This window comes from Rhizobium sp. BK512, from assembly GCF_014194915.1.
Taxonomy (GTDB): Bacteria; Pseudomonadota; Alphaproteobacteria; order Rhizobiales; family Rhizobiaceae; genus Rhizobium.
In genome coordinates, this window is record NZ_JACIAS010000004.1 from 391,614 (window position 1) to 412,019 (window position 20,406).

The window sequence follows — 20,406 nt, forward strand, 5'->3', positions numbered from 1 at the left end:
TCTTCCAAAGGCAAGCTTCATGGACGCCAGAATAGAATGGCGGCGGCGAAGTTCAAGTGCGGCTTGATGCGCGATGCCGAGGATCAATCCTCTTCGTCAGCCTGTCCGGGGTTCAGGCGCTCGCGCAGTTCCTTGCCGGTCTTGAAGAAGGGGACCCACTTCTCTTCGACGAATACCGTATCGCCGGTGCGCGGGTTGCGGCCGGAGCGGGATGGGCGGTTCTTGACCGAAAATGCGCCGAAGCCGCGCAGTTCGACGCGGTTGCCGGCAGCAAGCGCATCCGTGATCTCGTCGAGGACCGCATTGACGATATTTTCAACATCGCGGTGGTAGAGATGCGGATTGCGTGCCGCAACGATCTGCACCAGTTCGGACTTGATCACGATTGCCCCCTTAAATTATTGATTTCTTATTCAATCCTGGCCAACCTGCCAAACTGAAAGCAGCCCGTCAAGGAGCAACTTTGGGGGTAGGATGCCGTTCATATCCTGACCTTTGACCAGATCACCATAACCAAAGATCGTAATCAATCGCGAAACAGCTCCAGCGAGCAAAAAGGGCGTGTTGCTCTTCTTGTCCCAGTCGACGACCGGGAGCTTGTCGCTAACGTTTCGGGAGGTCAGATAGGCCTTGATTTCTGCTTCTCCACCGACCGCGTCAATGAGCTTCACCTTGAGCGCCTGGCGGCCCGTATAGATCGTGCCGTCGGCCAGTTTGAGCACTTCGTCATGCGGCAATTTGCGCCTGTCGGCAACAAGGTTGACGAACCAGTCGTAGCTGTCGAGAACCATGTTGCGGATCATGGCCTTGGCTTCTTCACTCGTGTCGTGGAACGGCGACGGCTCGGCCTTGAGCGGCGAAGATTTGATCTCCTGCAGCGAGACGCCGAGCTTGTCGAGCAGTGGCTGGATCTGCGGGTACTGGAAGATGACACCGATCGAGCCGGTGATCGAGCTTTCGCCGGCGATGATCGTATCGCCGGCCGTTGCAATCATGTAGCCGGCGGAAGCTGCGAGCGTCCTGACGTCGGAGACGACGGGCTTCTTCTCCGCAATCGCCCGGATCGCCTTGAAGATCTTTTCGCCGCCGTAGGTCGTGCCGCCGGGCGAAGAGATCGAGACCACGACTGCCTTGACTTGATCGTTGTCCTTGATCTTTTTCAGTCGCTCGAGCAGCTCGTCATCATCGGTGATGAGGCCGGAGATCGTCACATGGGCGATATGCGGCCGCGCCGTGCTGCTTTCGCTGAAGGCAAAATTATAAAGCGCGAAGCCCAGTGCAACGAGCAGCACGACCGCAGCAAGGCGCCAGAAACCAAGCCTGCGGCGCAGCAGCCGGCGGTCTGCGATGATCGAGCTGTCCATTCCAACCTCCAGAAACGAAACCCAACAGCGGTTTCCGCCGCTGGGAAATAAGGCGCAAGCCCCTTCGAGAAAATGCCCGGAAACCTGCTATTTTCGGTTTAGTTGCTTGTTGCAGAAAAAAATCCATATTGGCAAGCCAATGTAATAATGCGAAACGAACTGTGATTGGCGCCCGGTATTGCTATATAAGCGGCACGATCATCACACACGGACCAGGCATATGCTCGATACCCTCAGGAATAACGGGAAGCCCGCATACGCAGGGCCAAAGGACAGCGCCTATGGCGTTGCCCGGTTTCATTCCGTACGTGTCCGCCGCCTGAAATTTTTGCTCCCGGTCGCAGCTCTCGTCGTTTCCCTCATCTTCATTGCCGTCTCTGTGATCCGCACTTACCTGCCTGAAACCATCAAGATCGAGGGCGCCAAGATCGAGAACGGCAAAGTCGTGATGGAAAAGCCGGCCATTGCCGGTCGTAACTCCGACGGCATCAATTATTCGATGCTGGCCGAACGCGCGCTGCAGGATATTCGCAATCCCGACTTCATCACGCTGGAGACAATCAAGGCGGCCGTGCCGATGAATGACGGCCTGATGGCTCGCGTGACGGCGGCGACCGCGGATTTCAACCGCGCCACCGACAACCTGCATATGACCGCACCGTTCACCCTTGTCCTGAGCAGCGGTCTCGTTGCGAATTTTCAGTCCGCCCACCTTGATATCAAGGGCGGAAACTTGACGACCGACGATCCCGTCAGAATTACCAAGGACAACGCTTCGATTGTTGCGCAGACCCTCAATATAACCGATAAGGGGCGCGTGATCACATTCGAGGGGAATGTTCGCATGAATGTTGAATCATCCGCTATCCACAAACAGGGTACCTAAAGAGCCGGGTCACATGACAAAAGATTGTCGCATTTCAACTTGCAAGACTGGCGTAGCTTTCATCACTGGCGCGCTTGCCTTCGTTCTGTCGGTCGCGGGGGCGGCCGCTCAGTCGACGACGATGCCTGGCATGAAGCTTTCAAGCGATCAGCCGATCCAGATCGAAAGCAACAAGCTGGAAATCCATGATCAGGAACACACGGCGCTCTTCACCGGTGACGTCAAGGTCGTTCAGGGTACGACGACCCTGCAGGCCGGCAAAATGACCGTCTATTACAAGGACAAGGCAAAGCAGCCCCAGGCAGGCGGCGCAGCAGCACCTGCAGCCCAGCCGGCGCAGGCAGCCGCTGAGCAGTCCAATTCCCTTGCCTCGGGCAGCGCAGACATCGACAAGATCCTGGTGACCGACAAGGTCTACCTCACCTCGGGGACGCAGACGGCGACAGCCGACGATGGCAATTTCGATATGACCTCGCAGGTCTTCATCCTCACCGGCAAGAAGGTCGTGCTGACGGATGGCCCGAACGTTTTTACCGGTTGCCAGCTCACCGTTCACATGACGACAGGCCAGGCAGAGCTTGAAAGCTGTGGCGGCCGTGTCCAAATTCAGCTCGATCCGAAATCGCAGCCGAGCCAGCAGCCAAAGCAGAACTGAGAGTCGGCCTTTCACGTGAAGCTATTCTCCTTATCCACCAAGTCCGGCAGAGCTGCGACGGAAGCCGCAGCTGCTCCCGTCGATAAGGCCCGTTATCAGGGAACGCTGATTGCACGCGGTCTAACCAAGACCTATGCGACGCGGCGTGTCGTCAACGGCGTCTCGCTGGTCGTGCGACGCGGCGAGGCCGTGGGCCTGCTAGGCCCGAACGGCGCCGGCAAGACCACCTGTTTCTACATGATCACCGGTCTTGTGCCGGTTGACGAGGGAACGATTGAAATCGACGGCAATGACGTGACGACGATGCCGATGTACCGTCGCTCCCGCCTCGGCGTCGGCTACCTGCCGCAGGAAGCCTCGATTTTTCGTGGACTGACGGTGGAGGAGAATATCCGAGCCGTTCTCGAGGTGCATGAAAAAGACAAGGCGGCGCGCGAGCGCAAGCTCGACGAACTGCTTGAGGAATTTCACATCGCGAAGCTCCGCAAGAGTGCCGCCGTGGCACTCTCGGGCGGTGAACGCCGACGCCTGGAAATCGCCCGCGCGCTTGCGACCGACCCGACCTTCATGCTGCTCGACGAGCCCTTTGCCGGTGTCGACCCGATCTCGGTTGCCGATATTCAGAACCTCGTGCATCATTTGACGGCACGCGGCATCGGTGTCTTGATCACCGACCACAATGTGCGCGAGACGCTGGGATTGATCGACCGGGCCTATATTATCCATGCAGGCGAAGTGCTGACCCACGGGCGCGCAAACGATATCGTCAACAATCCCGAAGTGCGCCGGCTTTATTTGGGCGACAATTTCAGTCTCTGAACCAGTCCTGGACGACAGAAAATTATCGTTGCGGCATAGGTTCCGCTTGACCAAATAGGATAAAAAAGCAATTTTTGGGCCAACTCGGATTTCCGTGGCCTGAAGCCTTGATCGGACGCGGTTTCCAGGAGGAGTCGAGGGAGTTTAGCGTCCGCCATGGCCCTGTCTGCAAACCTTTTTCTAAGACAGAACCAGTCCCTGGTGATGACACCGCAACTGATGCAATCCATCCAGTTGCTGCAGATGACGCATGTCGAACTCACCCAGTTCATCGCTCAGGAAGTGGAGAAGAATCCACTGCTCGAAATCCCGTCGAGCGATGGCGATGGCGACGCCGGCGAACGTGGTGAGGCCGCGGACGAACCATACTCCCAGCAGACAGAGGATGCGGGCGACGGCGATTATGAGGCCCGTGGCGAAACGCTGTCCGGCGACTGGTACGACAACGGCAGCCCAAGCCGGCTGAGTGACGAGCTGGACGCCAATTACAGCAATGTTTTCCCCGATGATGGGGCGCCGCAGCGTCTCGACGCACCGGAACTCGTCAGCCAGTGGAAATCGATGCCGGGCAGCGCCGAAGGTGCTGACAATTATGATCTCGATGATTTCGTTGCCGGCCAGGTCTCGTTGCGCGATCATCTTGCTCAGCAGATACCCTTCATATTGCCCGATATGGCCGATCGCCTGATTGCCCAGAACCTGGTCGATCAGCTCGACGATGCCGGCTACTTGCAGGCAGATGTCGCCGAAGCCGGTGAGCGTCTCGGTACAGATGCAGAAGATATCGAGCGCGTGCTCGCAGCGTTGCAGACGCTCGATCCGCCCGGCGTCTTTGCCCGTACCCTTGCCGAATGCCTGGCTATTCAACTGCGCCAGAAGGATCGTTTCGACCCTGCCATGCAGGCACTGGTCGAAAATCTCGAATTGCTTGCACGGCGTGACTTCGTCAGCCTGAAGCGCCTCTGCGGCGTCGATGAGGAAGACTTGCTCGACATGCTCGCCGAAATCCGCCAGCTCAATCCGAAACCCGGCAGCGGGTTCGAGGCCGGCGTTTCAGAGGCCATCACGCCCGACGTCGTGGTCCGCCCTTCGTCGGACGGCGCCTGGCTGGTCGAACTCAATCCGGATACGCTCCCGCGGGTCCTCGTCAACCAGTCCTATTTTTCGCACATTACGAAGAACGGAGAGGATTACGCCTTCCTCTCCGAATGTCTTCAGAGCGCCAACTGGCTGACGCGCAGTCTGGATCAGCGCGCCAAGACCATCATGAAGGTGGCAAGCGAGATCGTACGCCAGCAGGATGCCTTTCTCGTACATGGCGTCGATCATCTGCGGCCGCTGAACCTCAAGACGGTTGCCGAAGCGATCAAGATGCATGAATCGACGGTCAGCCGCGTCACCTCGAATAAATATATGCTGACGCCGCGCGGTCTTTTCGAACTCAAATATTTCTTCACGGTTTCGATCAGCGCCGTCGCGGGCGGGGACAGCCATTCGGCTGAGGCGGTTCGCCATAAGATCCGCACGCTGATCATGCAGGAAAGCCCCGACGCGGTGCTCTCCGACGACGACATCGTCGATATGCTCAAGAAAGGCGGTATCGATCTTGCGCGTCGAACGGTGGCCAAATACCGGGAGGCGATGAACATTGCCTCTTCGGTCCAGCGCCGCAGGGAAAAGCGTGCACTAGCCAAGGTCGCCGGCTTCTGAGTTGCAACGCCAGGGCGAGCAAACGCTCGTCGTTACGAACCGCAGATCGCGGATGCCTCCCCATTTCATGGGATTTTCACTGCACGTTTTCCGCGTATACTAGGCCTCGCTGTGCCGGGCTATTGACTTTCCGGGAGCCTGTCGCTAGAAGCCCGCCGCAATCGGAGCAGCGAAGGGCATCCGGGCATTATCCCCATCATCCTTACGGCACCAGGGACACGCAGACTTGAGCCTCATCTTGCTTGAGATTGCGCGAAGTGCTTGGATGAGCTTGAGGCTTGGCGTAAACTGATACTCGCAAACTACCATAAGAAGGGAAACTCCATGAGTGTGCGTGTATCCGGTAAACATATGGAAATTGGTGACTCCTTCCGTCAAAAGATCGAGGACCAAATTGGTGTGGCCGTCACGAAATACTTCGACGGGGGATATTCCGGGCAGGTGATCGTGGAAAAATCGAACTCTCGGTTTTCCGCCGATTGCAAGCTTCATCTCGACAGCGGCGTCGTGCTGCATGCGGCAGGTGAGGCGATGGACCCGCAGATTGCCTTTGATGCGGCATCCGAGCGTATCGAGAAGCGCCTGCGCCGCTACAAGCGAAAGCTCAAGGATCACCACGCTGGTAATCACCTGAACGGTTTCGCGGAAGTCGCCTACACTGTCATGGACGCGGTTCCCGATCACGAAGACGAGGTCCCGGACGATTTCGCTCCGGCCATCGTCGCTGAAAGCACCAAGCAGCTCAAGACGATGTCTGTCGCAACCGCCGTCATGGCACTCGACATGACCGATGAGCCACTTCTCCTGTTCCGCAGCCCCGGCAAGGAACAGCTCAACATCGTTTACCGTCGTCACGACGGAAATATTGGCTGGATCGATTCAGCCAATATCAAAAGCTGAGATCCGGACGAAGGAGCGGTGCGATGTACCGCTCCTTCGGACGCGTGATCTCGGTGACAGAAGGAAAAAGAAATGGCATTGGCAGATTTGCTGCACCAGGATGCGATCATTCCCGCCCTCAGGGTAAATTCCAAGAAACAGTTGCTTCAGGAATTGGCAGCAAAAGCCTCCAGGACCACGGGGCTTTCCGAGCGGGAAATCTTCGATGTGATCCTGCAGCGTGAACGCCTGGGCTCGACCGGTGTCGGCAACGGCATCGCCATTCCCCACGGCAAGCTCGTCAATATCCACTCCATCGTCGGTATTTTCGCTCGGTTGGAACAGCCCGTTGATTTCGAAGCGCTGGATGACCAGCCGGTCGATCTGGTGTTTCTGCTTCTGGCGCCGGAAGGCGCCGGCGCTGATCACCTTAAGGCGCTTTCACGCATCGCCCGCGTCCTGCGCGACCACGATCTGGTCGCCAAGCTGCGCGCGACCGATTCCGCTTCGGCGATTTATGCCTTCCTCAATGAAGAGCAGACGTCGAACGCTGCCTGACGCCTGACTGTCCATCCGAATGCAAAAAGGCGCCTGATCGATCAGGCGCCTTTCCTGTTCGGCGATAAGCGATCAGAACTCTTCCCAATTGTCCTGGGCAACAGCCGCTGAGCCCCGAGACTGAGTAACGGCCCGTCGCGGTGCAGGAGCAGCCGCACGTGGTGCCGGAGCGGCTGCGCGTGGTGTCTGAGCGGCCGGTGCGCGCATCTGTTGCCCGGTGGCTCGCAGTGCTGCCGCGGCATTTCCCTGGCCCGCGACGCGGAAGCGGCTGACCAGTGTCTTCAGCGTCTGGGCCTCGTCGTTCAGCGTCACGCTGGCTGCGGTGGTTTCTTCGACCATCGCTGCGTTCTGCTGCGTGACCTGATCCATCTGGTTCACGGCCTGGTTGATTTCCTTCAGGCCAATAGCCTGTTCGCTCGCAGAGGCTGAGATCTGACGGATGAGGCCGTTGATGCCCATCACCTGCTCGGCAATCTTGTGCAGCGTCTCGCCGGCCCTACCGACGAGATCGACGCCTTCCTTGACCTGGACGGCCGATGTGTTGATGAGCGTCTTGATTTCCTTGGCGGCATTTGCCGAACGCTGGGCGAGTTCGCGCACTTCCTGCGCTACGACCGCAAAGCCCTTGCCTGCTTCCCCGGCGCGGGCCGCTTCGACACCGGCGTTCAGAGCCAGAAGGTTCGTCTGGAAGGCGATCTCGTCGATGACGCCAATGATGCGCGACACTTCCGTCGAAGACTGTTCGATGCCGTGCATGGAGGCAATCGCCTTCTGCACCACTTCACCTGATTTCTCGGCGTCTTCGCAGGCGAGATTGACGTTGTCAGCCGCTGTACGCGCATTCTCGGCGCTGGAGTTGACCTGAGCGGTCAGCTCGTTGAGTGCCGCTGCCGTCTCTTCCAGGCTTGCCGCCTGCTGTTCGGTGCGCTTGGCAAGGTCGGACGCGCTGTTGCTGATTTCGCCGGTGCCGGAGCCGATATTGACGACGCTGAGGCTCATCGTATTGATGGTTTCCTCGAGGCTCGCCAGAGCGGCATTGAAGTCCTGCTTCAGCTTGCCGTATTCGCCGGGGAATTCCTCCGTAATGCGGTGGCCGAGATTGCCCTGCGACAGTTCGGAAAGGCCCGCACCGACGATCGACACGATATGACGCTGCAGGTTGACCGATTGCTGGCGTTCCGATTCCGAGCGACCGCGTTCGGTTTCGGCGGCGAGCCGCTGATTGTCCGCCTCGGCTTCGAGACGCCGTGTATCGGCAAGGGCAAAGCGGAAACCTTCGAGAGCCTTGGCGACCGATCCGATTTCGTCGGCGCGGTTCTGGCCGGCGACCGTTTCGTCGTATTTACCGTCGCTCAGCGCCTTGACGCTGGAGATAAGGCCAGCGAGCGGACGCTGAACGAACGAGCGGACGGCGAAGTAGAGGGCGAGCAGTACAGCGCCGAGCACGATGATGCCGTTGACGATCATCATGAAGGTCTGGTCCTGAACCGGCGCATTCATCGCCGCATGCGGAACGTCGACCAGCACGACCCAGTTGGCATTCAGGCCCGGAACTGGGAATGGATAGACGACGCGATCGAACGGATCGAGCCCATCGAAGCTGAGATTCTTGACGAGGCCGACCTTCATGGACGAAAGCGCAGCCTTTACGTCAGCCGAGCCAGGATTGTCGCCATAGGGTTTGGACATGAGCTCGGGGCTCGGGGCAACGATCCAGTTGCCGTTCTGGGCAATCAGCGTCACGCGACCGGAGCCGAAGGGGCGCAGCGCCTGCACCTTGTCGGTGAGCGACTTCAGCGAAATATCGACGCCTTCCACACCGATCATCTTGCCGCCGGACATGACAGGATAGGCAATCGACGTTAGCAAGGTCGGAACGTCGGTGCCCTCGGCGAGGTACGGCGCAGTGATCGCGCCCTTGCCGCTGTCGGCAGCGAGTTTCCACCATTCGGCAGTATAATCGTTTTCGAAGGTCGAGAACTGGATGTCGCCGGTCCTGGTCTTCGACCAGTAGGGCGTAAAGGCGCCGACTTTGTTGGTGCCTTGGTCGTTGTTGTTGGCGATCTCAGTGGTCTTGCCGTCGAATGCGCCGAGCTGCTCGCAGAACCAGCTGCCAAAGGCGAAAGCATTCTGTTCGAGGTTGGCTTTCAGAATATTGATGATGCCCTTGCGGTCGAGGATCTTGCCCTCGTGTCCGCGCCCGACGACGCCCGACATGGTGCGGGCAGCACTCGCAAGCTCGCCGACATTGGCGGCAATCTCGTTGGCGATCGACTTGGCTTCCGAATTGGCCTGATCCAGCGTGAGGGTCTGAACGCGGCTACGGGTCTGGTCGATGAGGAAGAGGTTTGAAACGACGAGCACCAGTGCGATGGCGGCACCGGTAATGACAATGAGTTTCGCCGCAAGCGATTTCATTCTGAAAATGAACATGTGTTCCTCGGGCAGGACGCGCCGAAGGGCCATTCTTCGGCACAGCGGGTAAGGCATGCTTCGTCATGGAGCAGCCACAGGGGTTGAACCGCCTCGAAGATGGACGAGGTGCGATCGCGAGAAAGATCGCCAGAAACCTCTTAAATTTGAATGAAATTTGCTATGTTTCGGCAGCAAAACCGGAACGCCGCCCCAAAACTAGGGGTGGCGTTTCATGGGTTATTCGCAGTTGGACTGGACTATATTCTGTCTGCGACTTCGGCTGCGAGCGGTATAGACGGTTGTGCACCCGGCTTCAGGCAGGCGAGCGAGCCGGCGACCGCTGCGCGGCGGAGCGCCGAGTCGAAATCCAGCCCTTCATCAAGGCTTGCCGCGAAGTAACCGCAGAACGTATCGCCGGCGCCGACAGTATCGACGGGTTCGATGACGAGGCCTTGCGCGCGGGCGATCTGACCATCCCGGATCGCGATGACGCCATCACCGCCGAGCGTGACGATCAGGGTCTGGCCGGTCTCCGCATGAAGACGCTCCAAAGCAGCCTCACGGTCACCGGCACTCATGTTTTCCCGTCCCGCCAGCCGCTCGAATTCGGTCTCGTTGGCAATGACGATATCGGCGAGCCGCCCAAGGCGCGGTGCATCTGGAATGAGTGGAGCGAGATTGAGAATGCTCGTGACGCCCTTGGCGCGAGAGGTGGCAAGCGCACGCTCGACCGCTTCAACCGGAATCTCGAGCTGCAGCATCAGGATATCGCCCTCATTCATGGCATTGACGGCAGCCTCGGCGTTGGCGCCGTCGACCTTGCCATTTGCGCCGGGAATAACGGCAATCATGTTCTCACCATCGCCGCCGACGAGAATGAGGGCAGTGCCAGTCGGTCCCTCGACACGCCTGACGCGGGAAAGATCGGTGCCGGCGCCGTCGAGAAGTTCAAGCGCACCTTCGGCAAACGCGTCCTTTCCGACAGCACCCGCCATATGGACATAACGTCCAGCCCGCCGGGCGGCGAGCGCTTGATTGGCGCCTTTGCCGCCGGCAGCCGTCGCAAAACTGTTGCCGGCAACCGTTTCGCCGGGCTTCGGCAGGCGTTCGGTCGTGGCGATGAGGTCCATGTTGATGGAGCCGAAAACTGTAATCATGGCATGTCCGTCCCTTGCTTCGGGCCGCGACACTGCCGAAGCGATCATTCCTCGTCAACTACCCTGAGCTTGAGCAGTCCAGTACGGCTTTCGACAGATTTGGCCGGCGCCTCGTTCTCGCGCGCCGGCTTGCCGTCGCCGCCTGCTTCAAATTCCAGCGCTTCGATCTTTGCACCCCGCTTGGTGAGCTTGTCCGCCGAGGTGATGATCTGGTCCACGTCGCGCTGCGTCTGGGAAAAATGTCCCTGCAGCTTGCGTACGCGTTCGTCGAGCCGGCCGAGATCGTCCATGAGGAGGGTGACTTCTCCCTGGATGACATGCGCCTGCGCCCGCATGCGCTGGTCTTTCAGTACGGCCTGAATGACCTGGATTGACAGCATCAGGAGCGAGGGCGAGACGATGACGACCCGCGCGCGGTGAGCCTTCTGCACGATCGCCTCGAAATTTTCGTGAATTTCGGCAAAGATCGATTCCGAGGGAACGAAGAGGAAAGCCGTATCCTGTGTTTCCCCCTGAATCAGATATTTCTCGGAAATATCCTTGATATGGACTTCCATGTCGCGGCGAAACTGCTGTGCGGCTAGCTTGCCAGCATCCGGCCCGCCGGCATCGCGAATCGCATTCCAGGCTTCGAGCGGAAATTTCGCGTCGATCACCAGCGGCGGTGCACCGTTCGGCATCCGGATCGTGCAGTCCGGTCGCGAGCCATTCGAAAGCGTCTGCTGGAAAGCATAGGCGCCCATGGGCAGGCCGTCGGCGACGATCGTCTCCATGCGCGACTGGCCGAAGGCACCACGCGTCTGCTTGTTGGAAAGAATGGCCTGCAGCCCGACGACATCCTTGGCGAGTGTCTGGATATTGCTTTGGGCGGCATCGATGACAGCCAGCCGTTCCTGTAGTTTCTGCAGGTTGTCATGCGTCGATTTCGTCTGCTCGGTCAGCGTCGAGCTCATGCGCTGCGTCATGCCATCGAGCCGCTGGTTGATCGCATGGTTGAGCTCTGCCTGCCTTGAACCGAAAACCTCGGCCATCGTCGAAATGCGTCCCTGCATCTCCGCCTGGATTTTCAGAAGCTCGGCCATGCGGGCTTCGCTTTCGGCAGCACGAAGATTGGCCTCCTCCGCCTCCTCGCGGCGAATGCCGGCATTGCGCAACGCAAACACAATCGTCACGAGAATGACGACGGCGAGCGTGCCACCAGCAAACGCAAGCACGCCAGGGCTTAGCACGGGCAGGGAAATGGTGAGTGAGTCGGATGTCATGGTCATGCCGCACCATAACAAAATAACCGCCGATATCTAGATCAAAACGTGAACAATCCCCGTTGTCCTGTGGCATATTGTCGGGCTACCCCACTGGAATGGAAGAAAAATTAGCGAGTACACTTAACCATTGCTAAACCATATTCGCCAAATCTGGCGCGGTAATTTCCCTCCGCATCCCCGCCAGATAGAGATCCCCATGACTTCCCAGCAGACCGACAATGCCCTCAGGCAGCGCCTTGACTTCATTGAGCTCGACGATGAGGCACGCAAGAACCTGCGGGAACTGCGCCCGGCAATCTCGGAGCTGCTCGGCGGCGCCCTGGATAAGTTCTATGGCAAGCTCGCCAAGACCCCGGCCGTCGCGAGCTTCTTTTCCGACAAGGCCCATATGGGTCATGCCAAGAAGCGCCAGCAGGAACATTGGGGCAATCTCTCCGGCGGCAATTTCGACCAGAGCTATGTGAATGGTGTCACGGCCGTCGGCCGCACCCATGCCCGCATCGGCCTCGAGCCGCGCTGGTATATAGGCGGCTATGCGCTTGTCATGTCCGAGCTCGTCCGCGGCCTGATGGAAAAGCAGTGGCCTTCGCTCTTTGCCCGCCAGCAGGGAAAGACGCTCGCCGAAAAACTGACCGCCGTCATCAAGGCGGCGATGCTCGATATGGACTATTCGATCTCGGTCTATCTGGAAGCGCTTGATGAGAAGCGCCGTGTTCTGGAAGAAGAACGCGCCCGGGCCGAAGCCGATCAGGCACTGGCGCTGGAGCATTTGCGTCGTGGCCTCGAAGCTCTTTCGCGTGGTGACCTTGAAGCGACGCTTCCTTCCGATCTGCCCGGCAATTTTCGCGGGATGGCCGAGGATTACAACAGGGCCGTCAGCGCACTGCGCGATTCCTTCACCTCCGTTCACACGACGTCCCGTCACATTCTCGAAGGCGCCGATGTGATCTCCACGGCGGGCGATGACCTCGCCCTGCGCACTGCTCAGCAGGCCGCAGGTGTTGAGGAAAGCTCGGCCGCCCTCCAACAGCTCTCCGTCAGCGTCAGCCAGACCGCCGCCAATGCCGAAAAGGCGTCTGGCGCCGTGCGCGAAACGCAGCAGAAGGCCAAGAATTCCGGCGAACTCGTCACCAGCGCCGTTTCGGCCATGGCAGGTATCGAGAAGTCCTCTACCGAAATCGCCAAGATTATCGGCGTCATCGACGAGATCGCTTTCCAGACCAACCTGCTGGCACTGAATGCCGGCGTCGAGGCTGCGCGTGCCGGTGATGCCGGCAAGGGCTTCGCGGTCGTTGCTCAGGAGGTCCGTCAGCTTGCCCAGCGCACGGCCGATGCCGCCAAGGAGATCAAGAACCTGATCTCCGAAAGCTCGACGCAGGTGAACGAGGGCGTCAACATTGTCAGCAGCACTGGTGAGGCGCTGAGCGACATGATCAGCCGCATCGACATCATCAACAGTTTCGTCGCCGATATCGCCGCTGCCGCCCGCGATCAGGCAACCGGCGTCAACGAGGTGAGCATCGCAATCCGCAACATGGACACGATCACGCAGCAGAATTCCGGCATGGTGGAGCGTACGTCTGCCGAAACCCGTCGGCTGAAGGATGAGGTCGAGAACCTCATCGAGCTTCTGCAGCGTTTCCGCGCACGTGCCGAAGGCCGTCAGCCCGCCCCTGCCGCTCGTCGCGCGGCCTGATAATCTCGACGAAAACCGGGCAGGCGCTGCAAAAAACCGCAATCCCTGCCCGGCGGATGATTCCCTAGTGTGAAAAGATGCGTTATGGGAACGCCATGACCATCAAGCCACTCATCATTCTTCCCGACCCCCTTCTCCGTCAGGTTTCCCAGCCGATCGAGCGGGTCGACGCCGACCTGCAGCGCCTTTCCGACGACATGTTGGAAACCATGTATGATGCGCCGGGCATCGGCCTTGCCGCGATCCAGATCGGCGTGCCGCGCCGCATGCTCGTTATCGATCTCTCGAAGGAAGGCGAGGAAAAGCAGCCGCTCATCTTCATCAATCCGGAGATCGTCCGCTCTTCGGACGAACGCTCGGTCTATGAGGAAGGCTGCCTTTCCATTCCCGACTATTATGCGGAAGTTGAACGCCCCGCGAATGTCACGGTCAAGTATCTTGATCGCGAAGGCAAGGAGCAGAGCGTCGAGGCTGATGGTCTTTTGGCGACATGCCTCCAGCACGAGATCGATCACTTGAATGGGGTGCTCTTCATCGATCATATTTCGCGGTTGAAGCGCGAAATGGTGATCAAGAAGTTCACCAAGGCTGCAAAGTCGAAGGTGCTCTGAGAGGGCCGACAGCAGCGACAAACGAAAGATTCGAGCGGGCTTGCTGGTGAGCCCGTAAACCCGTTTGAAGACGGTTGATCCTCATTTGGCGAGATAGAATGTCTCTTCGTATCGTTTTCATGGGAACGCCCGACTTTTCCGTCCCGACGCTGCGCCTGCTCGTCGAGGCTGGCCATCAGATCATCGCCGTCTATACCCAGCCGCCACGGCCGGGCGGACGGCGCGGGCTTGATCTTCAGAAGTCGCCGGTGCACCAGGCGGCAGAGCTGCTGGGTCTGCCGGTCTTCACACCGGTCAATTTCAAAGATCCGGAAGAGCGCGAGCGCTTCCGCGCCTTGGGTGCCGATGTCGGCGTCGTCGTTGCTTACGGCCTGCTGCTGCCCGAGGCTATCCTGACCGGCACGCGTTATGGCTGTTACAACGGCCATGCTTCGCTGCTGCCGCGCTGGCGCGGTGCTGCTCCCATCCAGCGGGCGATCATGGCTGGCGATGCCAAGACCGGCATGATGGTCATGAAAATGGACAAGGGCCTCGATACCGGCGACGTGGCGCTGACCCGCGAAGTCGAAATCGCCCCGAACATGACGGCGGGCGAATTGCACGACCGCCTGATGCATGTTGGCGCCAAAGCGATGGCCGAGGCCATGGTCAAGCTGGAGATGGACGATTTACCGCTTACGGCGCAGCCGGCCGAAGGCGTGCTCTATGCCGCCAAGATCGACAAGGCGGAAACGCGCATCGATTTCAGCCGCGATGCCAAGGACGTTCACAACCATATCCGCGGCCTCGCACCTTTCCCAGGCGCTTGGTTCGAGCTTGTCGGCCACGACAAGGCGGAGCGCGTCAAGGTGCTGGGCTCGGAACTTGCGACGGGCGAGGGTATGGCTGGAACGCTTGTGACGGATGATCTCGTCGTCGCCTGCGGCAGTGGTGCGGTTCGCCTCACGAAACTTCAGAAGGCCGGGGGCAAACCGCTCGTCGCGTCCGACTTCCTGCGCGGCACGCCGCTTGTTGCCGGCACAAGGCTCGCCTAATGCCGCGATACCGTATGATCGTCGAATATGACGGCGGCCCCTATGTCGGCTGGCAGCGGCAGGACAACGGACCATCGGTGCAGGGCGCAATCGAAAAGGCGATCTTCTCGGCATCGGGCGATGCCGTATCCATCCGCGGCGCGGGACGCACCGATTCCGGCGTCCACGCCATGGGGCAGGTCGTCCATGCTGACCTTTCGAAGGACTGGTCCCCCTTCAAGCTCCAGAATGCGCTGAACGCCCATCTGAGGCTCGCCGCCGAGAAAGTGGCGATCCTCGACGTGGAGGCCACGAGCGAATTCTTCGATGCCCGCTTCTCGGCGCTCCGCCGGCACTATCTCTACCGCATCATCAGCCGGCGCGCGCCGCTGGCGCTGGAGGCGGGCAAGGCATGGTGGGTGCCGAAGCTGCTCGATCACGAGGTCATGCATGCGGCCGCCCAGACGCTCGTCGGCAGACATGATTTTTCCACCTTTCGCTCAGCTCACTGCCAGGCAAACAGCCCTGTGCGCACGCTCGACCGGCTGGATGTGACCCGCAATGGCGAGCTGATCGAAATTCGCGCCACGGCCCAGAGCTTCCTGCACAACCAGATCCGCTCTTTCGCTGGAACGCTGAAGCTTGCAGGCGAGGGCAAGTGGACGCCAGATGATGTGCGTGCGGCGCTGGACGCACGTGATCGCAAGGCCTGCGGCCCCGTGGCCCCGCCCGACGGGCTCTATTTCATGCAGGTGGATTATCCCGAGGTGATCACCGACCGCCGCAAGCCTGCAGGCGACGAGGACGACTTTTTCTAGTTCACGCCGGATAGATGCCGAGGAAGGTCTGCAGATATTCCGACAGCAGCATCGACGGCACCAGCAGCACCAGCGTCAGAGCGCCGACCAGCAGGGCATGGCCCTGGCAGATCATCCTGAGGATGCGCGCCAGCACGAAGACCTGTGCCAGCATGAACACGAGCAACAGCAGCGATACAATGCCGACGGAGCCTGGCAGGAAGAAGACGAGTGCCAGCAGCAGACCGTTGATATAGGCCAGCGGCACGCCGAGCCAGTTGATGCTGACAACGATGGGAGCAAAGCGCTCGCCCATGCGGAAAGCAAGCAACAACAGGCCGGCAAAGACCAGCGGCACGAACCAGTTCGCAAGCTCGACCAGCCCTAGCCGGAAATAGAAGGGAAATCCGACATCGGTTTCCGGCGGCATGGATCGCAGAAAGGCATTGCGCCACCAGAGCCAGGAAATCCCTGTTGGCGGTAGGCACCAGAGGATCGCCCAGAAGGACCGGTTGACACCGCGGTCCGATATGTCGAGGAAGCGGAAACCGCGCGGATCGAGCTTGATCAGCAGCCAGATGCCGGCGAGATAATATTGAACCTCTCTAAAGCCCGGCATTCGCAAACCATCGTTCGATGAAGGTCTCGTAGATCGCCGTCAGCGTCTCCAGATCTGCAACGGCGACGCGTTCGTCGACCATGTGCATGGTCTGGCCGACAAGGCCGAATTCCACGACCGGGCAATAGTCCTTGATGAAGCGCGCATCCGAGGTACCGCCCGTCGTCGAGAGCGCCGGCGATGCACCGGTGATGGCTTCGACTGCGGAGGAAAGCGAGGCGATCAGCGCATTGTTGCGTGTCAGGAAGACGTGGCTCGGGCGATCCGCCCATATGATCTCGTATTTCACCGGCTCGCGGCCCGGCCGCAATGCACCATCTGCGGCTGCCGCATCGAGCCGCCTGACGATCTCGGCTCGCAGCGTATCCGCCGTCCAGGTATCGTTGAAGCGGATATTGAAGCTCGCGGAAGCCTTGGCCGGAATGACGTTGGTCGCCGGATTGCCGACGTCGATGGTCGTCACTTCGAGATTGGACGGCTGGAAATCGTCGGTCCCGGCGTCGAACGGCGGGTCCATCAGCGCCTGCGCCAGTTGCATCATGCCTCGCACCGGATTGTCAGCAAGATGCGGATAGGCGGCATGGCCCTGCACGCCATACACGATGATCTTGCCGGAGAGCGAACCGCGTCGGCCGATCTTGATCATGTCGCCAAGTTTGTTCGGATTGGTCGGCTCGCCGACCACGCAGGCATCCCAGGTCTCGCCGCGTTCGGCTGCCCATTGCAGAAGCTTGATCGTACCGTTGATCGACGGGCCTTCCTCGTCGCCCGTGATCAGGAAGGAAATCGAGCCCTTCGGCGGGCCATGTCTTTCGACATGGCGGGCAACGGCTGCTGCAAAGCAGGCAACGCCTCCCTTCATGTCCACTGCGCCGCGGCCGAAAAGCTCGCCATCGGCGATCTCGGCGGCAAAGGGCGGGTGGGTCCATGCGCCTTCATCTCCCACCGGCACGACGTCCGTATGCCCCGCAAACATCAGATGCGGGCCCTCGGTTCCGAGGCGGGCATAGAGATTCTCAACGTCGGGCGTGCCGGCCTCTTTCGCAACCATCCGGTCGACTTTGAAACCGAGCGGCGAAAGCATGGCTTCCAGCGCAGATAGCGCTCCGCCTTCCGCCGGCGTCACGGACGGGCAGCGGATCAATGTCTGAAGGTTGGCAACAGGATTCGTAGCGGTCATGGCGGTGGAATTATCCGGTGGGAATGGCAAAGACGTGGCAAGGCGTGAGCTCGCCTTGCCCAAAAAGACGCCGATTGTTTACCGAATCAATATCGGGCTGTCATCAATCTCTGAGCAGTTCGTTGATGCCGGTCTTGGAACGGGTCTGCTCGTCGACGCGCTTGACGATCACGGCGCAATAGAGGTTCGGCGCCGGCTGGCCGTTCGCCATCGTCTTGTCGGATGGCAGCGAGCCCGCAACAACGACCGAATAGGGCGGCACTTCGCCATAGGTGATCTCGCCGCTGGCCCGATCGACGATCTTGGTGGACTTGCCGATGAAGACGCCCATGCCGAGCACCGAGCCTTCACGCACGATGCAGCCTTCGACCACTTCCGAACGGGCGCCGATGAAGCAGTTGTCTTCGATGATCGTCGGGCCGGCCTGCATAGGCTCCAGAACGCCGCCGATGCCGACGCCGCCGGAAAGATGCACATGCTTGCCGATCTGTGCGCAGGAGCCGACAGTCGCCCAGGTGTCGACCATCGTTCCTTCGCCGACATAGGCGCCGAGATTGACGAAGGACGGCATCAGGATGGCGTTCGGGGCGATATAGGCCGAGCGGCGCACGACCGCGTTCGGCACGGCCCGGAAGCCGGCGGCGCGGAACTGGTTCTCGCCCCAGCCTTCGAACTTCGAGGGAACCTTGTCCCACCAGGTTGCCTGACCAGGACCGCCCCTGACGACTTCCATGTCGTTGAGGCGGAAGGAAAGCAGCACGGCCTTCTTCAGCCACTGATTGACCTTCCAGGCGCCGTCGGCGCCGCGCTCGGCCACACGCACCTTGCCCTCGTCGAGCAGGTTGAGAGCCGCCTCGACCGCATCGCGCACTTCACCCTTCGTCGACGTGTTCACATTGTCGCGATTGTCGAAGGCAGTTTCGAGGGTCTTTTCGAGGGATGCGAGGTCGGTGGCGCTCATGAGAATTCCTTAAACTTCGATCTTTATCGTGGAGACGACGGAGTCTCCGGAATTGCGGTTGGCGGGTTTTCACCCGATCTATAGCATGCGGCCGTAAAATGGAATGATTTTTCGGACAAGATCATATCTGGATTCAAGGCGTTATAGCGACATATCCGGTCACTTATGGCCGGTGATACTGAAAGGCATTTCGATATGGCAAAGGCAAGAAACGGCGGCGGACGACGCAAGGATGGCGTCTGGGACCCGTTGAAGAGCAGTTCGAGCGACAGGCAGCGTGCGGAAGCGGTTCCGAAGACGCCACAGACGCTCTCGCCGGCCTATCGCCTTGCCTATGTGGACGAGGATTTCCTCTGCCGCGAGGAGCTGCGCCCGATCCGCCTGCAGCTCGAGCTCCTCAAGGTCGAGATGATGATGGCCGAGCGCGGCATCAAGTCGACCGTCGTCCTGTTCGGGGGCGCGCGCATTCCGGCCCCCGGCCAGAGCGCCTGGGCCGCCCGCAACGAAACCCAGCGCGCAAACCTCGAAGCCGCATCGGTCTATTATGATGAGGCCCGCAAGTTCGCCCGCCTTTGCTCACGCTATGCTGCCGGCTTCGATTTCCACGAATATGTCGTCGTTACCGGTGGCGGTCCCGGCGTCATGGAGGCGGGAAATCGGGGCGCGGCGGATGAAGGAGCACCTTCGATCGGCCTCAATATCGTGCTGCCGCACGAACAGGCGCCGAATGCCTATGTGACGCCCGAGCTCAGCTTCAATTTCCACTATTTTGCAATCCGCAAGATGCATTTCATGGTGCGCGCCAAGGCAATTGCGGTCTTCCCGGGCGGCTTCGGCACGATGGACGAATTCTTCGAATGCCTGACGCTGATCCAGACAGGTCGCATGGAGCGCATCCCGCTGCTGCTCTTTGGCTCGAAATTCTGGCACAGCATCATCAATTTCGATGCGCTCGCCGAATTCGGGACGATCGCCCCCGAGGACGTGAACCTGATCAGTTTCGTCGATACTGCCGACGAGGCCTGGAAGATCGTCCAGGATTTTTACGAGCACCGGGAAGGCCACTAGGCTCTAACGCCTGGCAACGAAAAACCCTCTTCCCATGAGGGGAAGAGGGCTCCTGATGAGGGGCAAACCCCTCGCGATAAACTGTTTGCGGTTCGCTCATCCTTTCAGAGGAAGGGCTGGTCCGGCATGTCGTCGATCGAAATCACGCCGTCCTTGTTGCGGTCCATGCGATCGAAGAACTTGTTGAAGGCGGTTTCCGCTTCCTGCTTGCTGATCTGGCCGTTCTGGTCGGTGTCAATGCGGCCCATCATCATTGCCATGAAGCGAGCATTGCCATGCATCCAGTGGTGACGGTCGCGGCCGTCACGGCCATGGTCCTTGTCGTCGCCAGCCTGCGGCGCCGCATTCTGATCCGCATCGCCCTGCTTGGCCGAGACCGCTTCACGACGCGCCTTGAACTGTGCTTCGCGGTACGCGCGGATTTCGCCTGGCGTCAGCGAGCCGTCATGGTTGGTATCGATGGCGGCGAAGATCTTCTCCATGCCATCGGTCGCCTCCTGCTTGGTAATCTTTCCGTCCTTGTTGGTGTCGAACTGTTTCAGCATGCGCACGAAGACGATGTCGCGGAAGGCAGCACCACGCGGACCACCCATCATGCCCCAGCCCATCTGGCCATGATGTCCCGGACGGTCGGGCCGATCCGGCCGGTCTCTTGGTGCGGCGAAGCTCACCCCGGCGGCGGCGCCGAGGAGAAGAACAGAAGAAAGAGCCGTCAGAATAAGCTTGTTGCGGTGCATGATTGCATCCTTTCGT

Annotated in this window: 20 protein-coding genes; 11 read left to right on the forward strand and 9 right to left on the reverse strand. The window is 59.8% G+C overall.

Annotated features, from left to right (window positions below; all coding sequences use genetic code 11):
• Positions 1–83: 83 nt before the first annotated feature.
• Together FHX06_RS17120 and sppA are read right to left on the reverse strand one after the other, a co-directional pair.
• A complete protein-coding gene (locus FHX06_RS17120) occupies positions 84–383 on the reverse strand; it encodes an integration host factor subunit beta (protein ID WP_003544934.1) in 300 nt (99 codons plus the stop codon).
• A 30-nt stretch (positions 384–413) separates the two neighbouring features.
• Positions 414–1,364, reverse strand: coding sequence for a signal peptide peptidase SppA (gene sppA / locus FHX06_RS17125; RefSeq protein WP_113207058.1), 951 nt, complete (start codon positions 1,362–1,364; stop codon positions 414–416).
• Positions 1,365–1,584: 220 nt separating this feature from the next.
• On the opposite strand from sppA, the gene lptC reads away from it, so the two are divergent.
• The 6 genes from lptC (at position 1,585) to ptsN (ending at position 6,871) form a co-directional block, all read left to right on the forward strand.
• Positions 1,585–2,250 carry an LPS export ABC transporter periplasmic protein LptC gene (gene lptC, locus FHX06_RS17130; RefSeq protein WP_029868953.1) on the forward strand — a complete coding sequence of 222 codons (666 nt, stop codon included), beginning with the start codon at positions 1,585–1,587 and terminating at the stop codon, positions 2,248–2,250.
• Positions 2,251–2,263: 13 nt separating this feature from the next.
• Positions 2,264–2,905, forward strand: coding sequence for an LptA/OstA family protein (locus FHX06_RS17135; protein WP_029868954.1), 642 nt, complete (start codon positions 2,264–2,266; stop codon positions 2,903–2,905).
• A gap of 15 nt (positions 2,906–2,920) precedes the next feature.
• A complete protein-coding gene (gene lptB / locus FHX06_RS17140) occupies positions 2,921–3,724 on the forward strand; it encodes an LPS export ABC transporter ATP-binding protein (RefSeq protein ID WP_112969995.1) in 804 nt (267 codons plus the stop codon).
• 156 nt (positions 3,725–3,880) lie between these two features.
• Positions 3,881–5,434 (forward strand): RNA polymerase factor sigma-54, encoded by a 1,554-nt coding sequence (gene rpoN / locus FHX06_RS17145; protein WP_029868956.1) that lies wholly within the window; start codon positions 3,881–3,883, stop codon positions 5,432–5,434.
• Positions 5,435–5,758: 324 nt separating this feature from the next.
• Positions 5,759–6,334, forward strand: a complete 576-nt coding sequence (gene hpf, locus FHX06_RS17150) for a ribosome hibernation-promoting factor, HPF/YfiA family (protein WP_029868957.1) — start codon at positions 5,759–5,761, stop codon at positions 6,332–6,334.
• Between the two features lie 72 nt (positions 6,335–6,406).
• Entirely contained in the window at positions 6,407–6,871 is a 465-nt protein-coding gene (gene ptsN / locus FHX06_RS17155) for a PTS IIA-like nitrogen regulatory protein PtsN (protein WP_029868958.1), read from the forward strand.
• A gap of 72 nt (positions 6,872–6,943) precedes the next feature.
• Here the strand turns inward: ptsN and FHX06_RS17160 are convergent, their stop codons facing one another.
• The 3 genes from FHX06_RS17160 to FHX06_RS17170 all read right to left on the reverse strand — a co-directional run bounded on the left by FHX06_RS17160 (position 6,944) and on the right by FHX06_RS17170 (position 11,711).
• Positions 6,944–9,304, reverse strand: a complete 2,361-nt coding sequence (locus tag FHX06_RS17160; RefSeq protein ID WP_113211303.1) for a methyl-accepting chemotaxis protein — start codon at positions 9,302–9,304, stop codon at positions 6,944–6,946.
• Positions 9,305–9,543: 239 nt separating this feature from the next.
• Positions 9,544–10,443: a ribokinase gene (locus FHX06_RS17165; RefSeq protein ID WP_112541997.1), complete on the reverse strand. Its 900-nt coding sequence runs from the start codon at positions 10,441–10,443 to the stop codon at positions 9,544–9,546.
• Between the two features lie 44 nt (positions 10,444–10,487).
• On the reverse strand, positions 10,488–11,711 hold the full coding sequence (locus FHX06_RS17170; protein ID WP_113211304.1) for a DNA recombination protein RmuC: 1,224 nt from the start codon (positions 11,709–11,711) through the stop codon (positions 10,488–10,490).
• Positions 11,712–11,904: 193 nt separating this feature from the next.
• On the opposite strand from FHX06_RS17170, the gene FHX06_RS17175 reads away from it, so the two are divergent.
• From FHX06_RS17175 to truA, 4 genes are all read left to right on the forward strand, one after another.
• A complete protein-coding gene (locus tag FHX06_RS17175) occupies positions 11,905–13,404 on the forward strand; it encodes a globin-coupled sensor protein (RefSeq protein WP_113211305.1) in 1,500 nt (499 codons plus the stop codon).
• Positions 13,405–13,499: 95 nt separating this feature from the next.
• Entirely contained in the window at positions 13,500–14,015 is a 516-nt protein-coding gene (def, locus tag FHX06_RS17180) for a peptide deformylase (protein WP_112541996.1), read from the forward strand.
• A 98-nt stretch (positions 14,016–14,113) separates the two neighbouring features.
• Positions 14,114–15,049, forward strand: coding sequence for a methionyl-tRNA formyltransferase (gene fmt / locus FHX06_RS17185; RefSeq protein ID WP_113211306.1), 936 nt, complete (start codon positions 14,114–14,116; stop codon positions 15,047–15,049).
• Complete coding sequence (gene truA / locus FHX06_RS17190; protein WP_113211307.1) at positions 15,049–15,846, forward strand: tRNA pseudouridine(38-40) synthase TruA; 798 nt, start codon at positions 15,049–15,051, stop codon at positions 15,844–15,846. Before fmt ends, truA begins: the two co-directional genes overlap by 1 nt.
• Before the next feature lies 1 nt (position 15,847).
• On the opposite strand, the gene FHX06_RS17195 is transcribed toward truA, so the two are convergent.
• The 3 genes from FHX06_RS17195 to dapD form a co-directional block, all read right to left on the reverse strand.
• The gene (locus tag FHX06_RS17195; RefSeq protein WP_113146891.1) at positions 15,848–16,444 is read right to left on the reverse strand and encodes a hypothetical protein; all 597 of its coding nucleotides are present in this window, start codon (positions 16,442–16,444) and stop codon (positions 15,848–15,850) included.
• A complete protein-coding gene (gene dapE, locus FHX06_RS17200) occupies positions 16,431–17,624 on the reverse strand; it encodes a succinyl-diaminopimelate desuccinylase (protein WP_113211308.1) in 1,194 nt (397 codons plus the stop codon). The genes FHX06_RS17195 and dapE overlap by 14 nt, the downstream gene beginning before the upstream one ends.
• Before the next feature lie 103 nt (positions 17,625–17,727).
• Positions 17,728–18,585, reverse strand: a complete 858-nt coding sequence (gene dapD / locus FHX06_RS17205; RefSeq protein WP_112541793.1) for a 2,3,4,5-tetrahydropyridine-2,6-dicarboxylate N-succinyltransferase — start codon at positions 18,583–18,585, stop codon at positions 17,728–17,730.
• Positions 18,586–18,780: 195 nt separating this feature from the next.
• Here dapD and FHX06_RS17210 point away from each other — a divergent pair, with 195 nt between their 5' ends.
• Entirely contained in the window at positions 18,781–19,653 is an 873-nt protein-coding gene (locus FHX06_RS17210) for an LOG family protein (RefSeq protein WP_112970243.1), read from the forward strand.
• Positions 19,654–19,757: 104 nt separating this feature from the next.
• On the opposite strand, the gene FHX06_RS17215 is transcribed toward FHX06_RS17210, so the two are convergent.
• Entirely contained in the window at positions 19,758–20,390 is a 633-nt protein-coding gene (locus FHX06_RS17215; protein WP_113146893.1) for an EF-hand domain-containing protein, read from the reverse strand.
• Between the last annotated feature and the right edge of the window lie 16 nt (positions 20,391–20,406).